The sequence below is a fragment of the Kitasatospora sp. NBC_00374 genome (assembly GCF_041434935.1).
Taxonomy (GTDB): Bacteria; Actinomycetota; Actinomycetes; order Streptomycetales; family Streptomycetaceae; genus Kitasatospora.
On the sequence record NZ_CP107964.1, the window covers coordinates 7,920,404 to 7,940,739 of the forward strand.

Annotated in this window: 19 protein-coding genes; 15 read left to right on the forward strand and 4 right to left on the reverse strand. The window is 74.0% G+C overall.

What is annotated here, in order from left to right:
* The first annotated feature begins 93 nt into the window (after positions 1-93).
* Complete coding sequence (locus tag OG871_RS34450; protein WP_371502204.1) at positions 94-732, forward strand: DUF6629 family protein; 639 nt, start codon at positions 94-96, stop codon at positions 730-732.
* Positions 733-743: 11 nt separating this feature from the next.
* Here OG871_RS34450 and OG871_RS34455 read toward each other — a convergent pair whose 3' ends face one another.
* Entirely contained in the window at positions 744-1,289 is a 546-nt protein-coding gene (locus OG871_RS34455) for a hypothetical protein (RefSeq protein ID WP_371502205.1), read from the reverse strand.
* Between the two features lie 991 nt (positions 1,290-2,280).
* Between OG871_RS34455 and OG871_RS34460 the strand changes: the two genes are divergently transcribed.
* The 5 genes from OG871_RS34460 to OG871_RS34480 are packed head-to-tail and all read left to right on the forward strand — an operon-like array spanning position 2,281 to position 6,658.
* On the forward strand, positions 2,281-3,792 hold the full coding sequence (locus tag OG871_RS34460; protein WP_371502207.1) for a sensor histidine kinase: 1,512 nt from the start codon (positions 2,281-2,283) through the stop codon (positions 3,790-3,792).
* Positions 3,789-4,196, forward strand: coding sequence for a roadblock/LC7 domain-containing protein (locus OG871_RS34465; RefSeq protein WP_371502209.1), 408 nt, complete (start codon positions 3,789-3,791; stop codon positions 4,194-4,196). Before OG871_RS34460 ends, OG871_RS34465 begins: the two co-directional genes overlap by 4 nt.
* Positions 4,193-4,570 (forward strand): DUF742 domain-containing protein, encoded by a 378-nt coding sequence (locus OG871_RS34470; protein WP_371502210.1) that lies wholly within the window; start codon positions 4,193-4,195, stop codon positions 4,568-4,570. Before OG871_RS34465 ends, OG871_RS34470 begins: the two co-directional genes overlap by 4 nt.
* Entirely contained in the window at positions 4,551-5,168 is a 618-nt protein-coding gene (locus OG871_RS34475; RefSeq protein WP_371502212.1) for an ATP/GTP-binding protein, read from the forward strand. The genes OG871_RS34470 and OG871_RS34475 overlap by 20 nt, the downstream gene beginning before the upstream one ends.
* Positions 5,165-6,658, forward strand: coding sequence for a cytochrome P450 (locus tag OG871_RS34480; protein ID WP_371502214.1), 1,494 nt, complete (start codon positions 5,165-5,167; stop codon positions 6,656-6,658). Before OG871_RS34475 ends, OG871_RS34480 begins: the two co-directional genes overlap by 4 nt.
* 83 nt (positions 6,659-6,741) lie before the next feature.
* Here the strand turns inward: OG871_RS34480 and OG871_RS34485 are convergent, their stop codons facing one another.
* Positions 6,742-8,352, reverse strand: coding sequence for a sigma-70 family RNA polymerase sigma factor (locus tag OG871_RS34485; protein ID WP_371502215.1), 1,611 nt, complete (start codon positions 8,350-8,352; stop codon positions 6,742-6,744).
* 210 nt (positions 8,353-8,562) lie between these two features.
* Between OG871_RS34485 and OG871_RS34490 the strand changes: the two genes are divergently transcribed.
* The gene (locus tag OG871_RS34490) at positions 8,563-9,189 is read left to right on the forward strand and encodes a lysine transporter LysE (protein WP_371502217.1); all 627 of its coding nucleotides are present in this window, start codon (positions 8,563-8,565) and stop codon (positions 9,187-9,189) included.
* A 7-nt stretch (positions 9,190-9,196) separates the two neighbouring features.
* Here OG871_RS34490 and OG871_RS34495 read toward each other — a convergent pair whose 3' ends face one another.
* Together OG871_RS34495 and OG871_RS34500 are read right to left on the reverse strand one after the other, a co-directional pair.
* Positions 9,197-10,156 (reverse strand): NAD(P)-dependent oxidoreductase, encoded by a 960-nt coding sequence (locus OG871_RS34495; RefSeq protein WP_371502219.1) that lies wholly within the window; start codon positions 10,154-10,156, stop codon positions 9,197-9,199.
* Between the two features lie 157 nt (positions 10,157-10,313).
* On the reverse strand, positions 10,314-11,729 hold the full coding sequence (locus OG871_RS34500; RefSeq protein WP_371502221.1) for a LysR family transcriptional regulator: 1,416 nt from the start codon (positions 11,727-11,729) through the stop codon (positions 10,314-10,316).
* Positions 11,730-11,742: 13 nt separating this feature from the next.
* Here OG871_RS34500 and OG871_RS34505 point away from each other — a divergent pair, with 13 nt between their 5' ends.
* The 8 genes from OG871_RS34505 to OG871_RS34540 all read left to right on the forward strand — a co-directional run bounded on the left by OG871_RS34505 (position 11,743) and on the right by OG871_RS34540 (position 20,278).
* Positions 11,743-12,522: a PucR family transcriptional regulator gene (locus OG871_RS34505; protein ID WP_371502222.1), complete on the forward strand. Its 780-nt coding sequence runs from the start codon at positions 11,743-11,745 to the stop codon at positions 12,520-12,522.
* A gap of 306 nt (positions 12,523-12,828) precedes the next feature.
* Positions 12,829-13,452 carry a DUF4142 domain-containing protein gene (locus tag OG871_RS34510; RefSeq protein ID WP_371503498.1) on the forward strand — a complete coding sequence of 208 codons (624 nt, stop codon included), beginning with the start codon at positions 12,829-12,831 and terminating at the stop codon, positions 13,450-13,452.
* 103 nt (positions 13,453-13,555) lie between these two features.
* Positions 13,556-14,908 carry a DUF1996 domain-containing protein gene (locus OG871_RS34515; RefSeq protein WP_371502224.1) on the forward strand — a complete coding sequence of 451 codons (1,353 nt, stop codon included), beginning with the start codon at positions 13,556-13,558 and terminating at the stop codon, positions 14,906-14,908.
* Positions 14,909-15,030: 122 nt separating this feature from the next.
* A complete protein-coding gene (locus tag OG871_RS34520; protein ID WP_371502226.1) occupies positions 15,031-15,846 on the forward strand; it encodes a hypothetical protein in 816 nt (271 codons plus the stop codon).
* Entirely contained in the window at positions 15,843-17,279 is a 1,437-nt protein-coding gene (locus tag OG871_RS34525; protein WP_371502228.1) for an NADH-ubiquinone oxidoreductase-F iron-sulfur binding region domain-containing protein, read from the forward strand. The genes OG871_RS34520 and OG871_RS34525 overlap by 4 nt, the downstream gene beginning before the upstream one ends.
* Before the next feature lie 118 nt (positions 17,280-17,397).
* Positions 17,398-18,426: an SCO0930 family lipoprotein gene (locus tag OG871_RS34530; protein ID WP_371502229.1), complete on the forward strand. Its 1,029-nt coding sequence runs from the start codon at positions 17,398-17,400 to the stop codon at positions 18,424-18,426.
* Positions 18,423-18,899: a hypothetical protein gene (locus OG871_RS34535; RefSeq protein WP_371502230.1), complete on the forward strand. Its 477-nt coding sequence runs from the start codon at positions 18,423-18,425 to the stop codon at positions 18,897-18,899. The genes OG871_RS34530 and OG871_RS34535 overlap by 4 nt, the downstream gene beginning before the upstream one ends.
* A gap of 557 nt (positions 18,900-19,456) precedes the next feature.
* Positions 19,457-20,278: an RNA polymerase sigma factor gene (locus OG871_RS34540; RefSeq protein WP_371502231.1), complete on the forward strand. Its 822-nt coding sequence runs from the start codon at positions 19,457-19,459 to the stop codon at positions 20,276-20,278.
* Positions 20,279-20,336 lie beyond the last annotated feature (58 nt).

Sequence of the window (20,336 nt, forward strand, 5' to 3'; positions counted from 1 at the left end):
CGGGGCGGCGCGGCCGGGGCCGACCGGACGCCTACGCTGGCGGCCGGTCGGGTCGGGCCGGACGGCGCGGGCGAGGTGTCGGGAGGCGGTGGGATGTGCTGGAGCGCTGAGGCGGACGCCGTCACGGGCGGCGTGGTGGCCGCGCTCGGAGTGGTCTGCCTGACGCAGGTCCGCCGGATGTGGCAACTACCGCTGGCCGCACTGCCGTTGATCCTGGGCGTGCACCAGCTGATCGAGGCGGCCGTCTGGCTGGGCGCGCAGGGCCGGATCGACCCGTCGGCCGCCGGGGCCGCGAGGCTCGCCTGGGCGGTGATCGCCCTGCCGCTGCTGCCCCTCCTGGTGCCGTTCGGGGTGTGGTGCGCGTCCCGGCGCCGTACCGCGCTGCAGGCCGCCCTGCTCGGTCTCGGTGCGGCCGTCGCCGTGGTGCTGGCCGTCCCGGTGGCGCGGGGCCCGGTCACCGCCGAGGTGCACGGCCACGCGCTGGGCTACAGCATCGGCGTGCCGGGCGCGGCCGTCCTGCTGACGGGCTACCTGCTGGCCACCGTCGGCTCGCTGCTGGCCTCGGGGGACCGGGTGCTGCGGCTGCTGGGCGCGCTCGTCGGCGCCGGGGCCGTGGTCTGCGCGGCGGTGTGGCGGCTGGCCTTCGTCTCGACCTGGTGCGCGCTGGCGGCGGTCTGCGCGGTCCTGCTGCTGTGGTGGGTGCGGACGGCGGACACCGCGACCCGTCCCTGACGGCGGCGCGTTCAGGGCCGGTCGACGCCCAGGTCCAGCCGCATCGCGTCGCGCAGTCCCTTCCACTCGTCCCACAGTGCCAGCAGCTCGGCCCGCACCTCGTCGAACGAGCCGTCCGGCTCGGGCTGCCCCGACTCCAGCCGCCGGATCCGGCGGTAACTGCGGGAGAGCGCGCCGGAGATGGTCTCCAGCTCGTCCAACACCTTTGGGGCGGCGGTCATCTGGGCCTCCGCCACCGCCGCCCCGTGGGCCCGGCGGGACTCCTCCAGCTCCCGGCGGTCCTCGTCGTCCAGCCGCCCGTCCTCCACGGCGTACAGGTAGTTCATCTGCACCACCCGGTACCGGCGGGAGGCCGCGTTCAGGGTCACATAGCAGGCGCGCTTCTCGGCATGTTGGGCCCGGAGCCCGTCCTGGCGGTGGGTGTCGAGCGCGAGCGCGCGCTGCGCGTCGAACTGGTCGCGCTGCAGCCGCGCCGACAGCCGGGTGGTCACCACCGGCGACAGCAGCGTGCCCACGACACCCACCGACGCTATGAGCAGCGGACCCAGATCGCTCACCGGTGCCATCCCCCCCCATCGGGCGGGCCGGCCCCGCCGTGGGCCACCCTATCGAGGTGAGGTGACGGACGGTCAGTCGGCGGGCGGCGGCCGCCCGGCCCCCGCCGACCTCGCAGGTCGGGTCGTCGGCGCCGGGGATCACCAGGGTGGGCACATCCAGGCTGAAACGCTCGTCGGCCGGAGTCCGGACCTACCGGTCGCCGCCGGCCGAGGCGCACACCCGTCCGTACGGCGCACCGAGAGTCGACCGAAAACCCGGCCGCCGCGTCCGCCCGAGCACGGAACGGTGTCCCGAGGGGCCGGGATCGCCGAATTCGTCCGGGCGTGACCCGAGAACACCTAGGGTGGTCGCCACTGTCGTTTCCGTGACCGGGAGGTGGTCGATGGCAGTGCTGCGCGTCGCCGGGCCGGCCGACTGCCCGGACCGGTCGCCGCCCGTCCGGTGACCCTGCTTCCGGTGACTCTCCGTCCGGTCGGGCGCCCGCCCGAACTGCCCGGCGCGCGGCGGGTCGTGCGCGCCCCTCGGGTGATACCGGGGCCGGCCGCGGTCGGCCCGCGGCCGCTCGCGCACCTGCCTGCGGAGTCCGGGCCGGACGGGCCCGGTGGCGGGCCGGTCCGCGACCCCGCCGGAGAGCCCGACTCCGCCGATCGTCGCGAAGTGGGGCATGGCGGACCTTCGGTGGGCCATAATGAGTACCGATAGTGGCGGGTGCATGACAGTGCGGCACGGCAGTGCGGCTGTCCGTGGCCGCCGCGTCACGGGCGGGCCGGACGGAGGCAAGGTCGGGGTGCAGAAGCCCTGCTGAGACTGCGTCAGGATGATCCGACCAACCGGCTATGCTGCTTCCGGCCCGGCGTGCTGCCTCGATAGCACCAGCTCGGAGCTGTTGTGCCCGGGATCCGGAGTGCCTGACTCCGCCTGTGGGCCGCACCGTCGGAGCCCCCCTGTCTGCTCGTCGTTCCATGACTCTTTCGATCGTTGAGGACGCTGATGCTTCGTGCTGGATCGTCAACCGGAGGCCGGCGCCCTGCTCCTGTCCTCGGCTGGCTGCTTCCCACGGCGGTAGTGGCGGCGGCCGCGGCCGCCGCCGTGTCACTGACGGGCCCCGCGGCGCGGACCGCGGTGGCGCTGTGCGGCGCCGCGGCCACCGTCGTGGTGGCGCTGATCGCCGCCGAAGCCGCCCGCCGGGGCCGCGCGTTGGCCACCCTGCGTGACTCCTGCCGGCGTCAGGAAGCCGAGTTGCGGCACCTGCTGGCCCAACAGGAGCAGCAGACCGCCCGGTTGGCCGCGGTGGTGCTGCCCCAGGCCGTCGCCCGGCTCCAGCAGGGCGAGTTCGTCGAGGACGTGCTCAGAGGCGCCGAGACCCACGAGGGCGCCGTCACCCCGGAGTTCCAGGCCGCCCGGCAGGCGGTGCTCCGCTCGGTGCTGGAGGCCGTCGACGCCGAGGAGGGCCTGCGCGAGTCCGCCCAGCGGGCGTTCGTGAACATCGCTCGCCGGGTCCAGGCCATCGTCCACCGCCAGGCCCAGGACCTGCGGGAGATGGAGGACCGGCACGGCAACTCCCCGGCCGTCTTCGACGACCTGCTGCAACTGGACCACGGAAACGCCCTGGTCGGCCGCCTCGCGGACTCCATCGCCGTGCTCGGCGGAGCCCGCCCCGGCCGCCAGTGGAGCAGGCCGGTGCCGCTGTACAGCGTGCTGCGCGGCGCCGTCTCCCGGATCCTGGACTACCAGCGGGTCGAGCTGCACCCGGTGTCCGAGGTCGCGGTGGTCGGGCCGGCCGTCGAGCCGCTGATCCACGCGCTCGCCGAACTGCTCGACAACGCCACCCGCTACTCCCCGCCGCAGACCCGGGTCCACCTGACCGCCGTCGAGGTGCAGACCGGCATCGCCGTCGAGATCGAGGACGGCGGTCTGAGCCTGAGCGAGGAGGGCCGCGCCCGGGCCGAGCGGATGCTCAAGGAGGCGCAGGCCGGGATCGACCTGAACGACCTCGGCGAGACCCCGCGCCTCGGCCTGGCCGTGGTCGGCCGCCTCGCACAGGCGTACGGCTTCCAGGTCTCGCTGCGGCCCTCCGCGTACGGGGGCGTGCGCGCGGTGCTGATCGTGCCGCAGGACCTGATCACCACCGCGCCCGCGACCGGGCGGGCGCACGGCATCGGAGCCTCCTCGGGCCCGCGCCCGACCGTCGCCGCGGTGCCGGCGCAGCCCCGGGCCCTGGCGGGCCCCGTGGCCGCCCTGATGGGTGAGGACGAGGACGCCGCCGAGGTGAACGGGCGGACCGCCAACGGGCTGCCGCAGCGCCGTCGCCGCAGCAGCAGCGCCGGCCCCGCCGGTGCGATACCGGCCGCCGCGGCGCCGACGGCCGGGGAGAAGGCCGCCGGGCCGGCGCAGCCCGGCATGTGGTTGGCCGCCTTCCACAGTGGCGTGAACGGCCATGTGCCGGACGCCGCGCGGACAGGCCGGGAAAGTGACGAGTCGTCAGGTAAGGGTGAGCAGTGATTCAGCAGCGGGCCAACATGGACTGGATGCTCAAGGATCTGGCGGACAGCGTCCCGCAGACGCGCCACGTGGTGGTGCTGTCCTCCGACGGTCTGCGGATGGCCCAGTACGGGACGGACACCGACACCGCCGACCGGCTCGCCGCCGCGTGTGCGGGCCTGCAGAGCCTGGCCGGCGCGGTCGCCACCGAGTTCCCGCACGGGGACGGCCGGATGCGGATGGTGGTGATCGAGATGGGTGGCGGCTTCTTCTACCTGATGGCGGCCGGCGCCCGGGCCTATCTCGCGGTGCTGGCCGACGAGGGGGTGGACGCGGGCCTGATGGGCCAGCGCATGCGCGATCTGGTGGCCCGGATCGGCGGGCATCTCAGCACCCCGCCGCGCAACGGCGAGCAGGGCGCATGAGTGGATCCGACCAGGACTGGGACGAAGGCAACCCCGAACGTCTGTATGTGATCACCGGGGGCCGGAGCGCCTCGTCGCTCGGCGCCGAGGCCGCCGAGCGGACGGTGCTCGACCTGGTCACCCTGATCGTCGCCCGCGCGGAGCCTGATCCGTCCATGCAGCCCGAGCACGCCTCGATCCTGCGGATGTGCCACTCCCCGCTCTCGGTGGCGGAGATCTCCGCCTACCTGGCCCTGCCGATGAGCGCCACCACCGTGCTGCTCGCGGACCTGCTGGCCGACCGACGGGTCGAGGCCCGTGCGCCCGTCCCGAAGGCCCTCCTCCCCGACCGCGCTCTGATTGAGGCTGTGATGCATGGACTCCAAAGGCTCTGACACGGTGGTCGGGCCGCGCAGCGAGGACACGCTGCCGGCCTCGGCCGCCACCGCGGTCAAGGTGGTGATCGTGGGTGGCTTCGGCGTCGGCAAGACGACCCTGGTCGGTGCCGTGAGCGAGATCCGCCCGCTGACCACCGAGGAGACGATGACGCAGGCCGGCGTCGGCGTCGACGACAACGCGGGGGTCGAACGCAAGACCGCGACCACGGTCGCGATGGACTTCGGCCGGATCAGCGTCAACGACGAGCTGGTGCTCTACCTGTTCGGCACACCGGGGCAGCAGCGTTTCTGGTTCCTGTGGAACGGGCTGTTCGAAGGCGCGCTCGGCGCGATCGTCCTGGTCGACACCCGTCGGCTGGAGGTCAGCTTCGACGTGATCGGCCGGCTGGAGGAGCGCGGCGTGCCGTTCGTGGTGGCCGTCAACACCTTCCCGGAGTCCCCCTCCTACCCCGTCGAGGAGCTCCGTGCCGCGCTGGACCTGCCCGACGAGGTACCGATAGTCGGCTGTGACGCCCGCAGACGCGAGTCCGGCCGCGATGTCCTGATGTCCCTGATGCGCTACCTCCACTCGCTCACCACACCGGAGAGACCGTGACCACCCCAGTACCTCCCCAAGGCGACCTCACCCCGCCCCCCGGGTGCCCGGCGCACGGCCTCGGCCCCCAGGGCGTCCGGCGGTTGTACGGCCCCGAGGCCGAAGCCGACCCGGCCGGCCTGTACGAGAAGCTGCGCGCCGAGCACGGCCCGGTCGCGCCCGTCCTGCTGCACGGGGACCTGCCCGCCTGGCTGGTGCTCGGCCACCGGGAGAACCTCGACGTCGCCCGTACCCCCTCCCGGTTCTCCCGGGACTCCCGCCGCTGGACGGCGTTCCAGCAGAACCAGGTCGCTCCGGACTCCCCGCTGATGCCGGTGCTCGCCTGGCAGCCGCTGTGCGTCTTCGCGGACGGTGCGGAGCACAGGCGGCTGCGCGGCGCGGTCACCGGGAGCCTGGACCGGTTCGACCGCCGGGGCGTGCGGCGGCACGTCACCCGCTTCGCCGGCCAGCTGGTCGACCAGTTCTCCGCCGACGGGACGGCCGACCTGGTCAGCCGGTTCGCCGAGCACCTGCCGATGCTGGTGATGACCCAGCTGCTGGGCATGCCCGAGGAGTACGGCCCGCGGCTGGTCGACGCGGCCCGCGACCTCATGAAGGGCACCGAGACGGCGATCGCCAGCAACGAGTACGTGGTGGAGACGCTGCGGCAGCTGATCGACCGCAAGCGGGCCGCGCCCGGCGCCGACCTCCCGTCCTGGCTGCTCCAGCACGAGGCGGGCCTGACCGACGACGAGGTCCTGGAGCACCTGCGGGTGATCCTGGTCGCGGCGAACGAGACCACCGTCAACCTGATCGCGGACACCCTGCTGATGGTGCTCACCGACCGCCGTTTCCGGGCGAACCTGTCGGGCGGTCACATGACCCTTCCCGACGCCCTGGACCAGGTCCTGTGGGACTCGCCGCCGTTCTCCGTCATGCCGGGCCGCTGGGCCACCGGCGACACCGAGCTGGCCGGCCGCCGGATCAGGACGGGCGACATGCTGCTGCTCGGCCTGGCGGCCGGCAACGTCGACCCGCAGGTCCGCCCGGACCTGAACGAGCCGCTCTACGGCAACCGCTCGCACCTCGCGTTCAGCGGCGGCCCGCACGAGTGCCCGGGCCAGGACATCGGGCGGGCCATCGCGGAGGCCGGCATCGACACCCTGATGGCGCGGCTGCCCGACCTCCGGCTGGCGATCGCGGAGGACCGGCTGGCCTGGACCTCCGCCTGGATGTCCCGCCACCTGGTCGCCCTGCCGGTCGAGTTCACCCCGCGCCGGCCCGCGCCGGCCCAGGCCTCCGCCACGATCCCGCACCAGGTCCCGTCCACCGCGCAGGCCCCGGCCGCCGCACCGGGCCCGACCACCGCGCAGGGCCCGACCGCGAGCCGGGCCCCGACCGCGGGCCAGGCCCCCGCGCCCGCCCAGGATCCCGCCGCCGGCCCCGACCGCCGGGCGCCGCGCCGGCGCTGGTGGAGCTCCCTGATCGCCAGGCTCCGCCGGCGGCCGTAGCCCCTACGCGGCACGCCCCGACGCAGTGGGCCCCGCCCGGTACGGCGACAGCCGCCCGGGCGGGGCCCTTCGTCATCGCGCGGTCAGCGCGGCGGCGTGCCGAAGTCCTGCGTCCACCACGGACCGCCCTTGCCGGTGTGCACCCCGATCCCGAGCTCGGTGAACGTGCAGTTGAGGATGTTGGCGCGGTGGCCGTCGCTGTGCATCCAGGCGTCCATCACGGCGGCCGCGTCCTGCTGGCCGCGGGCGATGTTCTCGCCCCAGGTGCTCCACTTGTAGCCGGCGTCGTCGATCCGCTTCTGCGGGCCCGCGCCGTCCGGGTTGGTGTGGTCGAAGTAGCCGCGGGCCGCCATGTCGTCGGAGTGCCGCTGCGCCGCCGTCTGGAGCTGGGCGTTGGCCTTGACCGGCCCGCAGCCGGCCTTCGCCCGCTCGGCGTTCACCAGGTCCAGGACCTGCTGGACGGTGTCCGCCGAGGGCGGCACCGCCGCGGTGGTGGCCGGGCGCGGGGAGGACGGGCTCGCGGTCGGGGTGGGCGACGGCGGGGCCGTGCTCGGCGCCGCGCTCGGGGCGGCGCTGGTGGAGGGCGCGGGGGAGGACGGCGCCTCGGCCGACGGCTGAGGGTCCGGTGCCGACGCCAGGTCGACCCGGGTCGCCGCCGGGATCTCCTCGGCGAGATCCGCCCGCGGCCCGTAGTCGGGCAGCATGCCCGCGGTGACACCGGCCACGGTCGCCGTCAGCACGGCCGCGCCGAGAACCTTCAGCGTGCCCCGGCTCTTCGGCTTGGCCCGGCGGCGGCCGCCCCGGTGATGAGCCCGCTGCGCACCCCCCGGACCCGAACCCGACCCCGACCCAGAGGCCGGGTGCCCGAGGCTCGCCAGCTGCGCGAGCCCGAGGTGCTCGCCGTACCCGCCGGGCAGCGGGACCATCGCCATCCCGGCCAGCAGACCCTCGGCCGGCACCAGACCCTCCCGGGCTTGCCAGCAGTACCCGCACTCACGGGTGTGCCGGGCGATCCGCTTGCGCCACAGCGGACTCGGCACGCCGTTCCAGCGCGCCGTCAGCTCGGCCAGCTGCCAGCAGCGCGGTGCCACGGCCACCGCCCGCACCACCGCCCGGGCGGTCTCCAACTGCTCCTTGACGCGCTGCACCCGCACCGCGGCGTGCTGCGGGGACAGCTCCAACGCGGCGGCCAGCTCGGCCCGGGTGAGCTCACCGGCGGCCTCCAGCCACCACAGCGACAGCACCTGGCGCTCGTCGTCGTCCAGCCAGCGGGTGGCCTCCGCCACCTCGCGCCGCTGCTCGGACAGACCGAGCCGGACGATGGTCAGCCCGACGAAGTCCGCGGACGGGTCCGGCATCTCGTACGCGTCGTGCAGGCCGCCGGCCGGCCCGGCCGACCCGCTGTCCCGGTAGCGGCGCCGGACCTGGTTCATGGCTATCGCCACCAGCCAGGAGCGGAAGCCCGCCGGATCCCGCAGCCCGGGCAGGCCGTCCACGGCCCGCAGCATGGTCTCCTGCACCACGTCGTCGGTGTCGGAGTGCCCGGACAGGGCCCGGCCGACGATGTTGTAGATCAGCGGGAGGTGCGCGGTGAGCAGCTCGGCGATGGCCTGCCGGTCGCCGCTGCGGGCCCGGCCGACCAGGGCCGGAGACCCGCTGTCCGCGAAGCGGTCGGTGTCCACTGCTCGGTTCACGCTCTGTGCCAGCCTTCCCGGTGTTTCCCTCACGTACTGGGAGATCCGGCGGCCGCCCGCCGATAACGGAAATCCGATCGAAAGTTTCCGGACGTCCTCGGGCCGGTGCTCCCGGCCTGGGGAGGGACCCTAACCCACCGGCATCCGGACGGCGCCGGTGGCCGGGAAAACCGGGTGCACCGGCCCCCGCCCGTACGCGACCCTGGCGCGATGGTTGCTTCCCTGATGACGACGGCCGCCGAGGGTGCCGCGGCGGGCCTCGGCGTGGCGGTGCCGGTCGGCGCGATCGGCGTCCTGCTGCTGCGCGAGGGCGGCCGCGGCTGGCGCCCCGCGGCGAGTGCCGCCACCGCGGTCGCGGTGGTCGACATGCTGTACGCGGCGGTGGCCGTGCTGGTCGGGCCGCAGGTGGCCCGACTGCTGGCGGGCACCGGCGGCTGGGTGCGCCTGGTCTCGGCCGCCCTGCTCGGGGTGATCGCCGTGCGCGGCCTGCTCTCGCTGCGCACCGCCGGGCCCGCGGTGACCGCCGGCGGCCCGCCGGCGGGCGGCTCCGCGGCCCGCTCCTTCCTCCGTTTCGGGCTGCTCACCGCGGTCAATCCGGCGACCGCGCTGTACTTCACCGCGCTGACCGCGGCCCGTGGCAGCAGCCTGAGCGGCGGCGCGGCCGGCGCCGTGTTCGTGGCCGGGGTGTTCCTGGCCTCGCTGCTGTGGCAGCAGGTGGTCGCCGCGGTGGGCACCTTCGGCGTGGCCCGCCTCGGCGCCCGGGCCCGGCAGCTGAGCTACGCGCTCGGCTACGGCGTGGTCGCCGTTCTGGCGGTCCGTCTCGCATGGTCGGGGTGAGTCGGGCTCAGAGCGCCCGGCGCCCCTCCGGTCGGCCGCCGGTTCCCGCCGGGCGGCCGAGGACACCGAAGTCGCGTTCGCCGTCGCCGTCCCGGACGGCCTGCTCGACCGTGCCCGCGGCGGCCTCGGCCATCGGCAGCGGGCCCCGGGCGGCGGCCCGGGCCAGCGCCAGGTCCTTGCCCAGCGCGGCGAGTGTGAAGTCCGCGTCCTCGTAGGCGTCGGCGTCCAGCCTCGGGCGTTTGTACTCGACGAACCGGCCGAGCATGCCGTCGGCGAGCAGGTCCAGGACCTGTGCGCGCGGCAGCCCGAGATCCCGGCCGAGGGTCACGGCGTCGCGCAGCCCGGCCGCGGCGACTCCGAGCGCGAGGTTGGCCACCAGCTTGAGTCCGGTGGCGGTGCCGACCGGGCCGGTGTGCCGGCGGTCGCCGGCCTGCGACCAGGCGTCGAGCACCGGATCGGCCGCCCGGGCGTCCTCGACGGCGCCGCCGACCAGAACGGTCAGCGTGCCCGACCGCGCCGCCGCCACCGAGCCCAGCACCGGAGCCTCCAGGTACCGCAGCCCGGCCCGCTCGGCCCGCGCGGCGAGGTCCACCGACTCCTGCGGCCCGATGGTGGAGGCGTTGACCACCAGGGTGCCGGGCGCCGCCCCCGCGGCGATCCCGTCCGGGCCGAGGAGGACGGCCCGTGCGGCCGGGCCGTCCAGCACCATCAGGACGACGGCCTCGACGCCGCTCGCCGCCTCGGCCGCGCTCGCGGCCGCCCGGGCCCCCGCCGGTTCCCGGCCGGGTGTGCGGTTCCAGACGGAGACCTCGTGCCCGGCGGCTACCAGGGCGCCGGCGAACAGCGTCCCCATCCGGCCCAGCCCGCAGACCGCGACCCTCAACGGGTCGATCCCCGGGCCGGTCCGGCCGGACCTGTGGCCGGGTGCGGCGGACCGGGGGGTTTCGTGACGACTCGGCTGCGGCACGGGCTGCTCCTCACGGACGGCGGACGGCGGACGGCTGATGTCCCGTCATCCTCGCCCGTCGGGCCGGGTCCGCGCGGGCGCCGTCCCCTTCCGGGCGCCGCGTGTCCCGGCGATCCGTGGCGCGGCCCGCGCCGGGCACCGGCGGCGCCGCCGGTCATCAGGAGGCGGCCTCGGCGCTGGGCTGCCAGGATCCCGCGGTCGCCTGGGCGACCTCCCGGAGCAGCTTGAGCAGCAGGTTCTCACCGGCCGTCAGGGGGCGGGCCAGCGTCCAGTTGGCCATCACGGTGCGGGGTTCGGGCTCCGGTCGGATGCCCAGGACGGCCAGCACGCCGTGCTGGAGCTCGAACCGGACGGACCGGCGCGGTACCAGCCCCAACCCCAGACCGATGCGGACGGCCTCCTTGATTCCTTCCGTGCCCCACAGGTCGAGTGTCCGCGCGCCGGGCGCGTCCCACCGGTGGAGGAGGTTCTTCAGCTGAGTGCGGGTCTGTGATCCGTGCTCGCGCAGCAGGAAGGTCTCGCCCGACAGGTCGCTGGGGGTGATCTCCTTTCCCGCCAGCGGGTGGTCGGCCGCGCAGATCAGCAGCATGTCGTCGCCGGCGAGCCGCTTCGACTGGAACCGGCCCGGGGGCAGCACGCTGCCACTCAGTCCGACACCGACCCTGCCCTCCTTGAGCGCCTCGGCGAGCTGGTCGGCGGTGCTGACGGCGACGCTGAAGAGCGCGTCCGGCTCCCGGCGGCGAAGTTCCTGCAGGACGGCCGGCAGCAGATGCCCGCTGACGGTGCTGGTGCTGCCGATCACCAGCGGTTCCTTGCGCCAGAGGGCTGCCGCGTGGACGGCGTCGACGGCCTGGTCGGCCAGTGCGAGCACCTCCTTGGTGAGCTCCAGCAGGACCTCGCCGGCCAGGGTGGGCCGGATCTTCGGGCCGGAGCGGTCGATCAGCAGGGTCTGCAGGGACGTCTCCAGGTTCTGCACCTGTTTGGACACGGAGGACTGGCTCAGGAACAGGACTTGGCCCGCCGCCGAGAATCCCTCGCATTCGATGACCTGTGCGAAAATCGCCAGTTGATTGAGATTGAGTCGCATCGTGGCCTCGCTCGCGTCCGGACGGTAAGGGACACAGGGGCCGGCGCGGCGCCTCGGGGGCCCGGCCGGTACGGCAATGTACCGTGCGCCCGGGCTCCCGCCCAGTGGCGGTTTCCCGGGAGGGATTTCCGGCTCGGGTCGCGGACGGGTGAGCGCCCGCCTTCCGCCCCGCTCGCCTGTGTTGACGGCCTGTCGGGTGCGGCTGACGTCGGTCTCCCCGGTGCGGGGCCGACGCCCGGCCGATGGTAAAGGATTCGCAAAGTAGCGGGACGAAACCTCGGATCGGCCCTCTTTCCATGGTGAACCGGCCTTCCTGCGCCGGCAGTTCCCCGGGAGGTATTCCGGTGCACCCCTGTCCCGGCCGTCGGCCGACATCGCATTCCCCGTCCGGCGTTCCCGACCTGCGGACGCCCGCCCTCCCCGGTGGCGGTACCGCCGCCGATGCGCACGGCACCCGTCCCCGGCGGTGCCATCCCGGCACACCATGGAAGGGGGCCCTGTGGATGCACTGACCCTGCCCGGCGGTGGCCGGGGCGAACTCGCCCTGCGCCGCCCGCCCGAGCCCGCCGACGGTGCCGACGGCGCCGCACTGCGGGACGCCCCGGGGACCGTCCAGGCGGTGGCGCTCTCCGCGACGCCGGGACCGCCCCCGCCGGGGCTGTCCGCCGCGAAGGTCGTCGCCTACCTCCACGGGCCCGAGCCGTACCTGCTGATCCCCGACCCCGAGCCCGGGATGCACCGGGCGCTCCTCCGCTGGCTCCAGGGCCGGCCCGCGGTGGTGGGCCCGGTGGTGGCCCGCGCCGACGCCGGAGCCTCGCTGCGCTGGGCCCGCACCCTGCTGGCGCTGGCGCCGCAGTGGCCGGGCACCTCCGGAGAACTCCTCTTCGTCGACGACCATCTGGCCAAGGTGGTGCTCTTCCAGGACCCACTGCTGGCCGGCCACCTGTCGGCCCGATGGCTCGGCAGGCTGCGTGACATGACACCACGTCAGCGTGAGCGGATGGAACAGACCCTGCTCGCCTGGCTGGAGGGCGGGGGCGCGACCAAGGCGGCGCTGCTGCTGCGCATCCACCCCCAGACCGTCCGGTACCGCCTCCGGAAGCTGGAGCGCCTCTTCGGCAGCAGCCTGCGCACCTCGCAGGCGCGGTTCGAGATCCTGCTGGCGCTGAAGATCCACGGCATGGCCGCCGAGTGCGCCCGGATGCGCCGCAGGGCGGAGGAACTGCCCACGCGTCAGGCCTCCGCGCACCCGCAGGACGTACGACAGAACGGTCTGTGACCGCACCCGTCCCGACCGTCCCAGATTCCCGTGAGCTTCGACCGGGACCTGCGATCACGAAAAACTGTCCATTGCCGATAAATTCCCCGACAGCCTGCCCGGCGGTTCGTAGAGTGTTCACCACGGCCGCCGGTGAACGTCGGAACGGAATTCCGGTGACGGACCCGTGTGATCGCTCATCCCGGCGTGATGAGGAAACCGATGTCATCTTCGAGGAAGAAGCGCGGACCCGGAACAGCTGCCTATGGTATTCCCAAGGTGAGCCGCCTTCCGCGATCGTTCGCCACTCTTCTCGTGATCGTGGCCATGATTTCCACGGTGGCGGCCCTGGTGGTCCCCGTCGTGCGCTCGGCGGGCTCGTACCGCAGCCCGCAGTCCGACGAGGCGCCGGGGACGGTGCAGACTCCGTCCGGGCCGCTGACGCCACTCGACCGGGACTTCGTCAAACGCGTCCGGCTGGCCGGACTGTGGGAGATCCCCGCAGGTCGGATGGCCCTCGCCAAGGGCGGCACCCCTGAGGTCAAAACCGCCGGCCAGCACCTGATCGACGGGCACACGGATCTCGACCGGGCCACGCTCGAGACGGCCCAGACCCTGGGCATGGAGGTGCCCAGTGAGCCCAACGTCCAGCAGAAGGCGTGGCTCAAGCAGTTGAACGACGCCGAGGGCCCGGAGTTCGACCGGCTTTTCGCGAATATTCTGCGCAGTGCCCACGGCCAGGTGTTCGCCGTCGTCGCCCAAGTGCGCGCCGGCACCCAGAATTCCACCGTCCGTGATCTCGCGACGGTGGCGAACTCCACGGTGTTGGACCACATGTCGGTCCTGGAGGCCACCCGGCTGGTGAAATTCGGGGACCTTTCCGCCCCGCCGTCCGGCTCACCCTCGCCGACCGCGAGTGCGGTCCCGGTGCCCGCGGGGACACCGCGCTAGATACCTGCAGCAACAAGGCTGTCCACGGCCTGCCCGACAGGCCCCGTCCCGTTTCGAAGGTGCGATCATGAGGATTCACAAACGTGACACGTCCAGGCGGAGAATGGCTGCCCTGCTGCTGGCCGGCGTACTGGCGATCAGCGGCGTGTCCGTACTCGCCGCGGCGGCCTTCGCCGGGCAGCGCCCCTGGCGGTCGCAGCCGGCCGCCGCCCAGATCGGCACGGTCGCCTGCGGTGACGTCGGCGCGAGCCTGGCCTCGGTGCCGGAAGCCGCCCAGCCGGAGGTCGACAAGGGCCTCGCCGACCTCGACGTCCAGGTGGCGGACGCGTACCGCAGCCTCTCGGAGCCCGGCTCCGGGGGCGGCGAGAAGCGCGTCATGGGCGACCTGGCCGGGAAGCGCTCGGCCACCCTGCAGAAGCTCGCGGCGAGCGCCGGACCGGACTCCGGTCTGCCCAAGGACCTCGGCGGACTGGCGAACTGCTCGATCCGCCGTGACCTGGTGGTCGACTCCTCCGCCCGGGACTTCGCCCCCGAGGCCCCAAGCGGGACGGCCGCCCAGAGCAAGGGGTCGACCGGGGGGAAGGGCCTCGGGCGAGGATTCGTCGACATCAAGTCGGTCCGCCCGAACGTCGTCAAGCCCGCCCGGACCGGGACGGCCACCGGCACCTTCACCTCACGCTGCGGACGCAACGAGAACCGCCATCTCAACCCTGACAACGTGATCGTCGCCCCCGGGGTGAGCAACGGCGCCCACCACATGCACGACTACGTCGGGAACCAGATCACCGACGGGTTCTCCGCCAACGGCAAGCTCGCCGGCGCGGGCACGACCTGCTCCAACGGGGACCAGTCGGCCTACTACTGGCCGGTCCTCCGGCTCCTGAACGGCGCCAACGAGAGCGACCTCAAGGCACCGGGCGGCGGCAAGGACCGCAATGTGGGGAAGATCCTCCAGCCCGCCGAGGTCGGGATCACCTACAGCTCCACCACCGGCAACAAGGTCCAGTCGATGGCCCGCTTCATGCGGATCATCACCGGCGACGCCAAGGCCCTCACCAACGGGCCGGCCAACGCCCACGCCTCGTGGAGCTGCACCGGGTTCGAGGACCGCCAGCTCGCCGACAAGTACCCGATCTGCCCGAACGGCAGCCGGGTCGTACGGACCCTCAAGTTCCCGGACTGCTGGGACGGCAAGAACATCGACAGCGCCAACCACCGTACCCACACCGCCTTCTCGAACTCGGGCGGCGCCTGCCCGAAGAACTTCCGGGCGATCCCGCAGCTGGTGGAGCGCGTCGCCTACGACGTGCCGACCGGTGTCCGGTTCGCCGTCGACAGTTTCCCCGAGCAGCTCCACAACCCGATCACCGACCACGGGGACTTCATCAACGTAATGAACCGGAACCTGCTGGACCAGATGGTCAGCTGCATCAACGAGGGTCGTCGCTGCGGATGACCCCCACGGGCCGCCGCCGGGACGGACCCCGGCGGCCCGGGCCGCGGCTCCCACCGCGGCCCACCCGGGGGCCGGGATCCCCCGTTCGATCGGACCGCACGACAAGGCCGGAGGGCTCAGCGATGTTGACAGGGCAAGGACGCCGATCCAGGCGTTCGGCCGAGGGGCCGGCGAGGGCCGGCCGCGCCGGCCGGGGTGAGCAGGCGCCGAACGGGACTCCGGGGGACCGGCCCGAGGCCGGCGGACGGAGCGCGCTCGCGGGATGGCCGATCCTGCCGCTGCTGGCGGCCGGGCTGGGCGTGGCGGCCGTGATCGTCAACGCCGCGCTCCAGGCGTTCCTCGGCGTGGCCGCCGGGGTCATGGCACTGGTGTCGTTCTCCGCCGCCGTGCTGTGGGGACTCGCGGCGACCGACCGGCTGCTCCTGCATCCGGTGCACCGCCTGGCCGCCCAGGCGATCCACCGGGCGATGGGCATCGGCGGCGTGGTCTTCCTCGTCCTGCACGTGTGGGTGAACCTGATCCAGGACCAGATCGGCGCGGTGCCGGCCTTCGTGCCGTTCGCCGACCCGAACCGGCCGGTGGTCCTGGGCCTCGGGGTCCTGGCCGGGTACCTGCTCCTGGCCGTCGCCTTCGCCGGCGCGGCCCGTGGGCTGCTGGCCAGGACCGGCGAGGCGACCCGGTGGCGGATCGTCCACATCTGCGCCTATCCGGCGTGGGGGGCCGCGCTGGTGCACGGGCTGAACGCGGGCCGGCTGCCCGCCCAGTGGGTGTCCGTCCTGTACAGCGTGGCCGTGCTGGGCGTGATCGTCGCGCTCGCCCTGCGGCTGGCCCTCCAGGACCGCGGCAGCCTGCGCCGGACGGCCGTCCCGGTCCGGCCCGAGGCGGAGGTCCGGCCGCCGGTCGGCGTCGGATCCGGACGACGTCGGCAGGACGGATGAGCGGCGCACCGATCGCCTGGCTCGGCCGGCCGGTCCTGTTCGCGGGCCTGGAACAGGACGAACGGCTCGACTACCGCTCGCACCTGGTCGTCCACGGCGGAATGCCGGCGATGCCCGCCGACGAGCTGGCCGACCTGGCCGAGAACGTCAACCTGCGCGGGCGGGGCGGGGCCGGCTTCCCGTTCGCGACGAAGCTCCGGGCCGTCGTCAAGTCGGCCGCCCGGCGCAAGGGCCGCCCGGTCGTGGTGGTCAACGGAACGGAAGGAGAACCCAGTTGTCTGAAGGACGCCGCACTTCTGTTGCGGACCCCCCACCTGGTGCTGGACGGCGCGCTGCTGGCGGCCGCCGCCCTGGACGCCGAGCAGGTGGTCGTCGGCGTCACCCGGGTCGACACCGAGCAGTCCCTGCGCAGGGCGCTGAGCGAACGGAGGTCGACCAGCCTGCCGGTCACCGTCAACCGTCTGCCCGAGCGGTTCGTCTCGGGGGAGGGGAGCGCGCTGGCCCGCGGTATCACCAGCGGGATCGCCCTTCCGCGCGGCGGAGGCGTGCGGACCAGCGACAGCGGGGTCGGGGGCATGCCCACCCTGCTGTCCAACGCCGAGACGTACGCGCAACTCGCCGTCGCGGCCCGGCTGGGGGCGCTGTCCTACCGCGAGGTCGGCCTCCCGTCGGAACCGGGAACCGTCCTGCTGACCCTCGCCGGCTCCCAGGTGGTGGAGACCCCCTCCGGCGTACCGCTCGGGGAAATGCTGACGATGTTCGGCCTCGACATCGGGCAGGGCGTCCTGGTCGGCGGCTACCACGGCAAGTGGCTGACCCCCGAGGCGGCCGCCATGGCGGTGGTGTCGCGCCAGTCCTTCCAGAGTCTCGGCGGGGCGCTCGGCGCCGGCGCGATCCTGCCGCTGCCCGAGACGACCTGCCCGCTGGGCGAGGCACTCCGGGTCGCCCGCTGGATGGCCGACGAGACGGCGGGCCAGTGCGGCCCGTGCTACCTCGGGCTGCCGGCCCTGGTCAAAGCGCTGGAGGAGGTGGTGAAAGGCGGCGGCCGGGCCGCCCTGGACGTCGTCGAGACCCGGATGCGGGCGGTCACCGGACGGGGTGCGTGCAGCCACCCCGACGCCGCCTCCCGGTTCGTGGCCTCGGCGCTGTCGGTCTTCGACGACGACCTGCAGATGCACTCGTACCAGTACGGCTGCGGCCGGCCCGTGCAGAACGTGCTCCCGATGCCGGTCATGGAGAGCGCGGGAACCATCGTCGTGGACTGGACGCTCTGCGAGGCCCACGGGCTGTGCACCAGCGTTCTGCCCGACGTGATCAGCCTGGGGGCGGACGGCTTCCCCGCCGCCGGCGTCATGCAGGTCCCGCCCCAGCTCCTCCAGCAGGCGGCCCGGGCCGTCGACCGCTGCCCCGCACTGGCACTGCGGATCCAGTGAGCGCCGCCCGGGCCCGGGCCGCCGTCCCCCCTCCGGTCGCACACCCCACCGGCCACCCGGACCGGTCCCGCAATCCCTCGAAAGCTCAGGCTTCACCGATGGAAAGGCAAGGAACACCTTGACGACGACGACGAAACGCTACGGCCTCGTGGCGGTCTGCCTCCTGCTGGCCGGCCTCGTGCTCATGGCGGCCTTCGGCAGCGCCAACAGCAGCGCCAGCCCGTCCACCCCGACGTCCGGCTCCGGCCTGCTGGTCGGCGCCCCCGGCGCGGCCCCGTCCCCGGCCGGCGGCTACGGCTCCTACGGCGACGCCTCTCCCTCCGCGTCGGCGCCGGCCGGCGGCGGCGGGCAGACCGGCGGACAGCTGTCCGTCCGGGTGGACGACAAGCTCGGCTCGATCGTGACGGACGGCCAGGGCTTCACCCTCTACCGGTTCGACAAGGACACCGCCAAGCCGCCGGCGTCCAACTGCAACGGAGCCTGCGCCACCACCTGGCCGCCGGTGCTCATGGACGGCACCTCCGCCGGCGCCGGGGTCGACCCTGCCAAGCTCGGTGAGGTCACCCGGGCGGACGGCTCCCGCCAGCTGACCGTCGGCGGCTGGCCGGCCTACCGCTACTCCCAGGACACCGCGCCCGGCGACACCAAGGGCCAGGGTGTGGGCGGTACCTGGAACGCTCTCGCCCCCGACGGCTCGAAGGCCAAGGCCGCCGACGCCGCCACCACCCCCGCGCCGACGACCCCCGCCACCCCCATGCCGCAGCCGACCCAGCCGGCCCCGGCCAAGGTGCAGCTGTCCACCACCGTCAACTCCCAGCTCGGCTCGATCATGGTGGACGCCAACGGCCGCACCCTGTACCACTTCGGCAAGGACACCGCCTGGCCGATGCGCTCCAACTGCGAGGGCGACTGCCTGAAGACCTGGACCCCCGCGCCCCCGGTGGACGCCGACAAGATCAAGGGCGTGGACCCGAAGCTCGTCGGCAAGATGCAGCGACCGGACGGCACCTGGCAGCTGAGCATCAACTGCACGCCCGCGTACCTCTACACGGGTGACCAGGCCGCCGGCGACGCCCGCGGCCACGGGATGGCCAACGGGCTCTGGACGGCCATCAACCCGGCGGGCAAGGCGGCCGGGGGCAAGTGACGGCCCAGGACGCCACCGCTGCGGCGGCCGGGTCCGAGCGGACCGTCCGGACCACCCTGCAGTGGGCCGCGCTGCTCGTCCTCTTCCTCCTGGGGGTCATCGAACTCCTCGGCGGTGCGGGCGGGTTGGTCGGATCCTCGCAGGCGGCCCCGGGCCCCGGCCGGAGCTCCGTGGAGGACCTGGCCCGGCGGATCGGCTGCACGGCGGACATCACCACCGACGCGGCAGACCTCCGGCAGGGCATGTGCACCTCGGGCGGGGAGGAGATCTGGATCGCCACCTTCCCGACCGAGCGCGCCCGGGACGCCTGGACCTCGGAGGCGAAGGCGTACGGGGGGTCGTACCTCGTCGGCGAGGGCTGGGTGGTCGTGCTGTCCGACACGACGGCCGACCTGCTGCACGGACTGCTCGGGGGGGTGATCGTGAGCGGGGTCGACCACACCGGGTCGCACTCCCATACCGGTAGCGGCTGACCAGGTACGACAGCGACAACAGGGCGAGGGTTCCCGCCGGCTCCGGCCGGCGGGAACCCTCGCCCTTTCCGGTGTGCTCCGGCCGGCCCGGGGTAGGTGCGGTCCGGCGGGCTGTCGCGGCGTCATGAACCGTCCCGGGCAGGGGCGGGCGAACATTCGAATGCCGTATCAGATTTGTTGTTATCCGACAGCCACCTGCTCTGACACAGTCCCGTCACGGCCTCGTCGCGACCCTGTCACGGCCCTCGCGAACGCCCCGGCTTGCCGCAGCGCGCACAGCGCGCCCCCCGCGCGCCGCTGCGCCCCCCGGCACACGGATTCCCCACATTCGGATCCGGAATCACCGGAAGCCCGAGCGCTCCGCAGACGGTTGCCCCCGAACCCGTGGGACTGGTGTGCTGTGGCTCTTCCTGCCACTCCGCCCCGACGGCCCAGCAGCAGACCGTCGTCGATGCCATTCATCCGGGCAGATCCCCGTCCCGGCCCGTGCGGCCGACGCGCCGGCCAGGCCGCGCGAACCCCCCGCCACGAGACGGCCAGACCTGAGGAGGAACAAGTTGACCGTTCGTACCAGCACCCGCGAATCGGGACTGAGCGCTCTGAGCGACGCCGAGCTCTCGGCGGCACTCCCCACCTCGACCGCGACCGGCAGCTCCCGCATCCGGGAGGTGATGGCCGAGGTGTTCACCCGGCACCACGGCGCCGTGCTCGCCTACGCCCGCGGCTACTGCCGCGACCCCCAGACCGCCCAGGACCTCGCCGCCGAGGCCTACGCCAGCACGTACCTGTCCGTCGCCCGCGGCCGTGGCCCCCGCTACGCCTGGCGTGCGTACCTGATGGCCTGCGTCCGCCGGACGGCGATGGAGTGGAGCACCCAGAGCGCGGACCGGATCCTGCTGCCGGAGGACTTCGACACCTGGGCCGAGCGCCTGGCCGACGACGCGGAGACCGAGGGCGCGCTGCTCGCCGCCGAGGAGACGGCGCTGGTCGCCCGGGCCTACCGCTCGCTCCCCGAACGGTGGCAGGTGCTGCTGTGGTTCTTCGTGGTGGAGGGCGAGTCGGCGGCATCGGTCGCCCAGCGGATGAGCATGACACCGAGCGGAGTGCGCTCCCTCGCCACCCGCGCCAGGGAGGGCCTGCGCGAGGCGTACCTGCGCGCGCACGTCGACGAGGGCACCGAACAGGAGTGCCGCTACTTCACGGCCCTGCTGGCCGGCGCCGTACGGCGGCCGGGCCGCCGCCGGGGGCGCGAGCTGGCCCGGCACCTGGAGGAGTGCGGCGGCTGCGTCCGGGTGGCCGAGGAGTTCCGCCGCGCCAACCGGCGCATCATGACCTCCTCGCTGGTCCCCGTCGCTCCCGAGCCGGTGGCATCCTGCTGAGCGGGCCCACGAGCCCCCGGCCCGGCCGCCCCGAAGGCGCCGACGGCGGCGAAAGCCG

Bases quoted from the DNA above. Each gene is read 5' to 3' on its own strand.
- OG871_RS34525 (WP_371502228.1), top strand. From the start codon at position 15,843: ATGAGCGGCGCACCGATCGCCTGGCTCGGCCGGCCGGTCCTGTTCGCG.
- OG871_RS34510 (WP_371503498.1), top strand. From the start codon at position 12,829: ATGATTTCCACGGTGGCGGCCCTGGTGGTCCCCGTCGTGCGCTCGGCG.
- OG871_RS34520 (WP_371502226.1), top strand. From the start codon at position 15,031: ATGTTGACAGGGCAAGGACGCCGATCCAGGCGTTCGGCCGAGGGGCCG.
- OG871_RS34490 (WP_371502217.1), top strand. From the start codon at position 8,563: ATGGTTGCTTCCCTGATGACGACGGCCGCCGAGGGTGCCGCGGCGGGC.
- OG871_RS34460 (WP_371502207.1), top strand. From the start codon at position 2,281: ATGCTTCGTGCTGGATCGTCAACCGGAGGCCGGCGCCCTGCTCCTGTC.
- OG871_RS34515 (WP_371502224.1), top strand. From the start codon at position 13,556: ATGGCTGCCCTGCTGCTGGCCGGCGTACTGGCGATCAGCGGCGTGTCC.
- OG871_RS34450 (WP_371502204.1), top strand. From the start codon at position 94: ATGTGCTGGAGCGCTGAGGCGGACGCCGTCACGGGCGGCGTGGTGGCC.
- OG871_RS34500 (WP_371502221.1), bottom strand. From the start codon at position 11,729: ATGGTGTGCCGGGATGGCACCGCCGGGGACGGGTGCCGTGCGCATCGG.
- OG871_RS34475 (WP_371502212.1), top strand. From the start codon at position 4,551: ATGGACTCCAAAGGCTCTGACACGGTGGTCGGGCCGCGCAGCGAGGAC.
- OG871_RS34470 (WP_371502210.1), top strand. From the start codon at position 4,193: ATGAGTGGATCCGACCAGGACTGGGACGAAGGCAACCCCGAACGTCTG.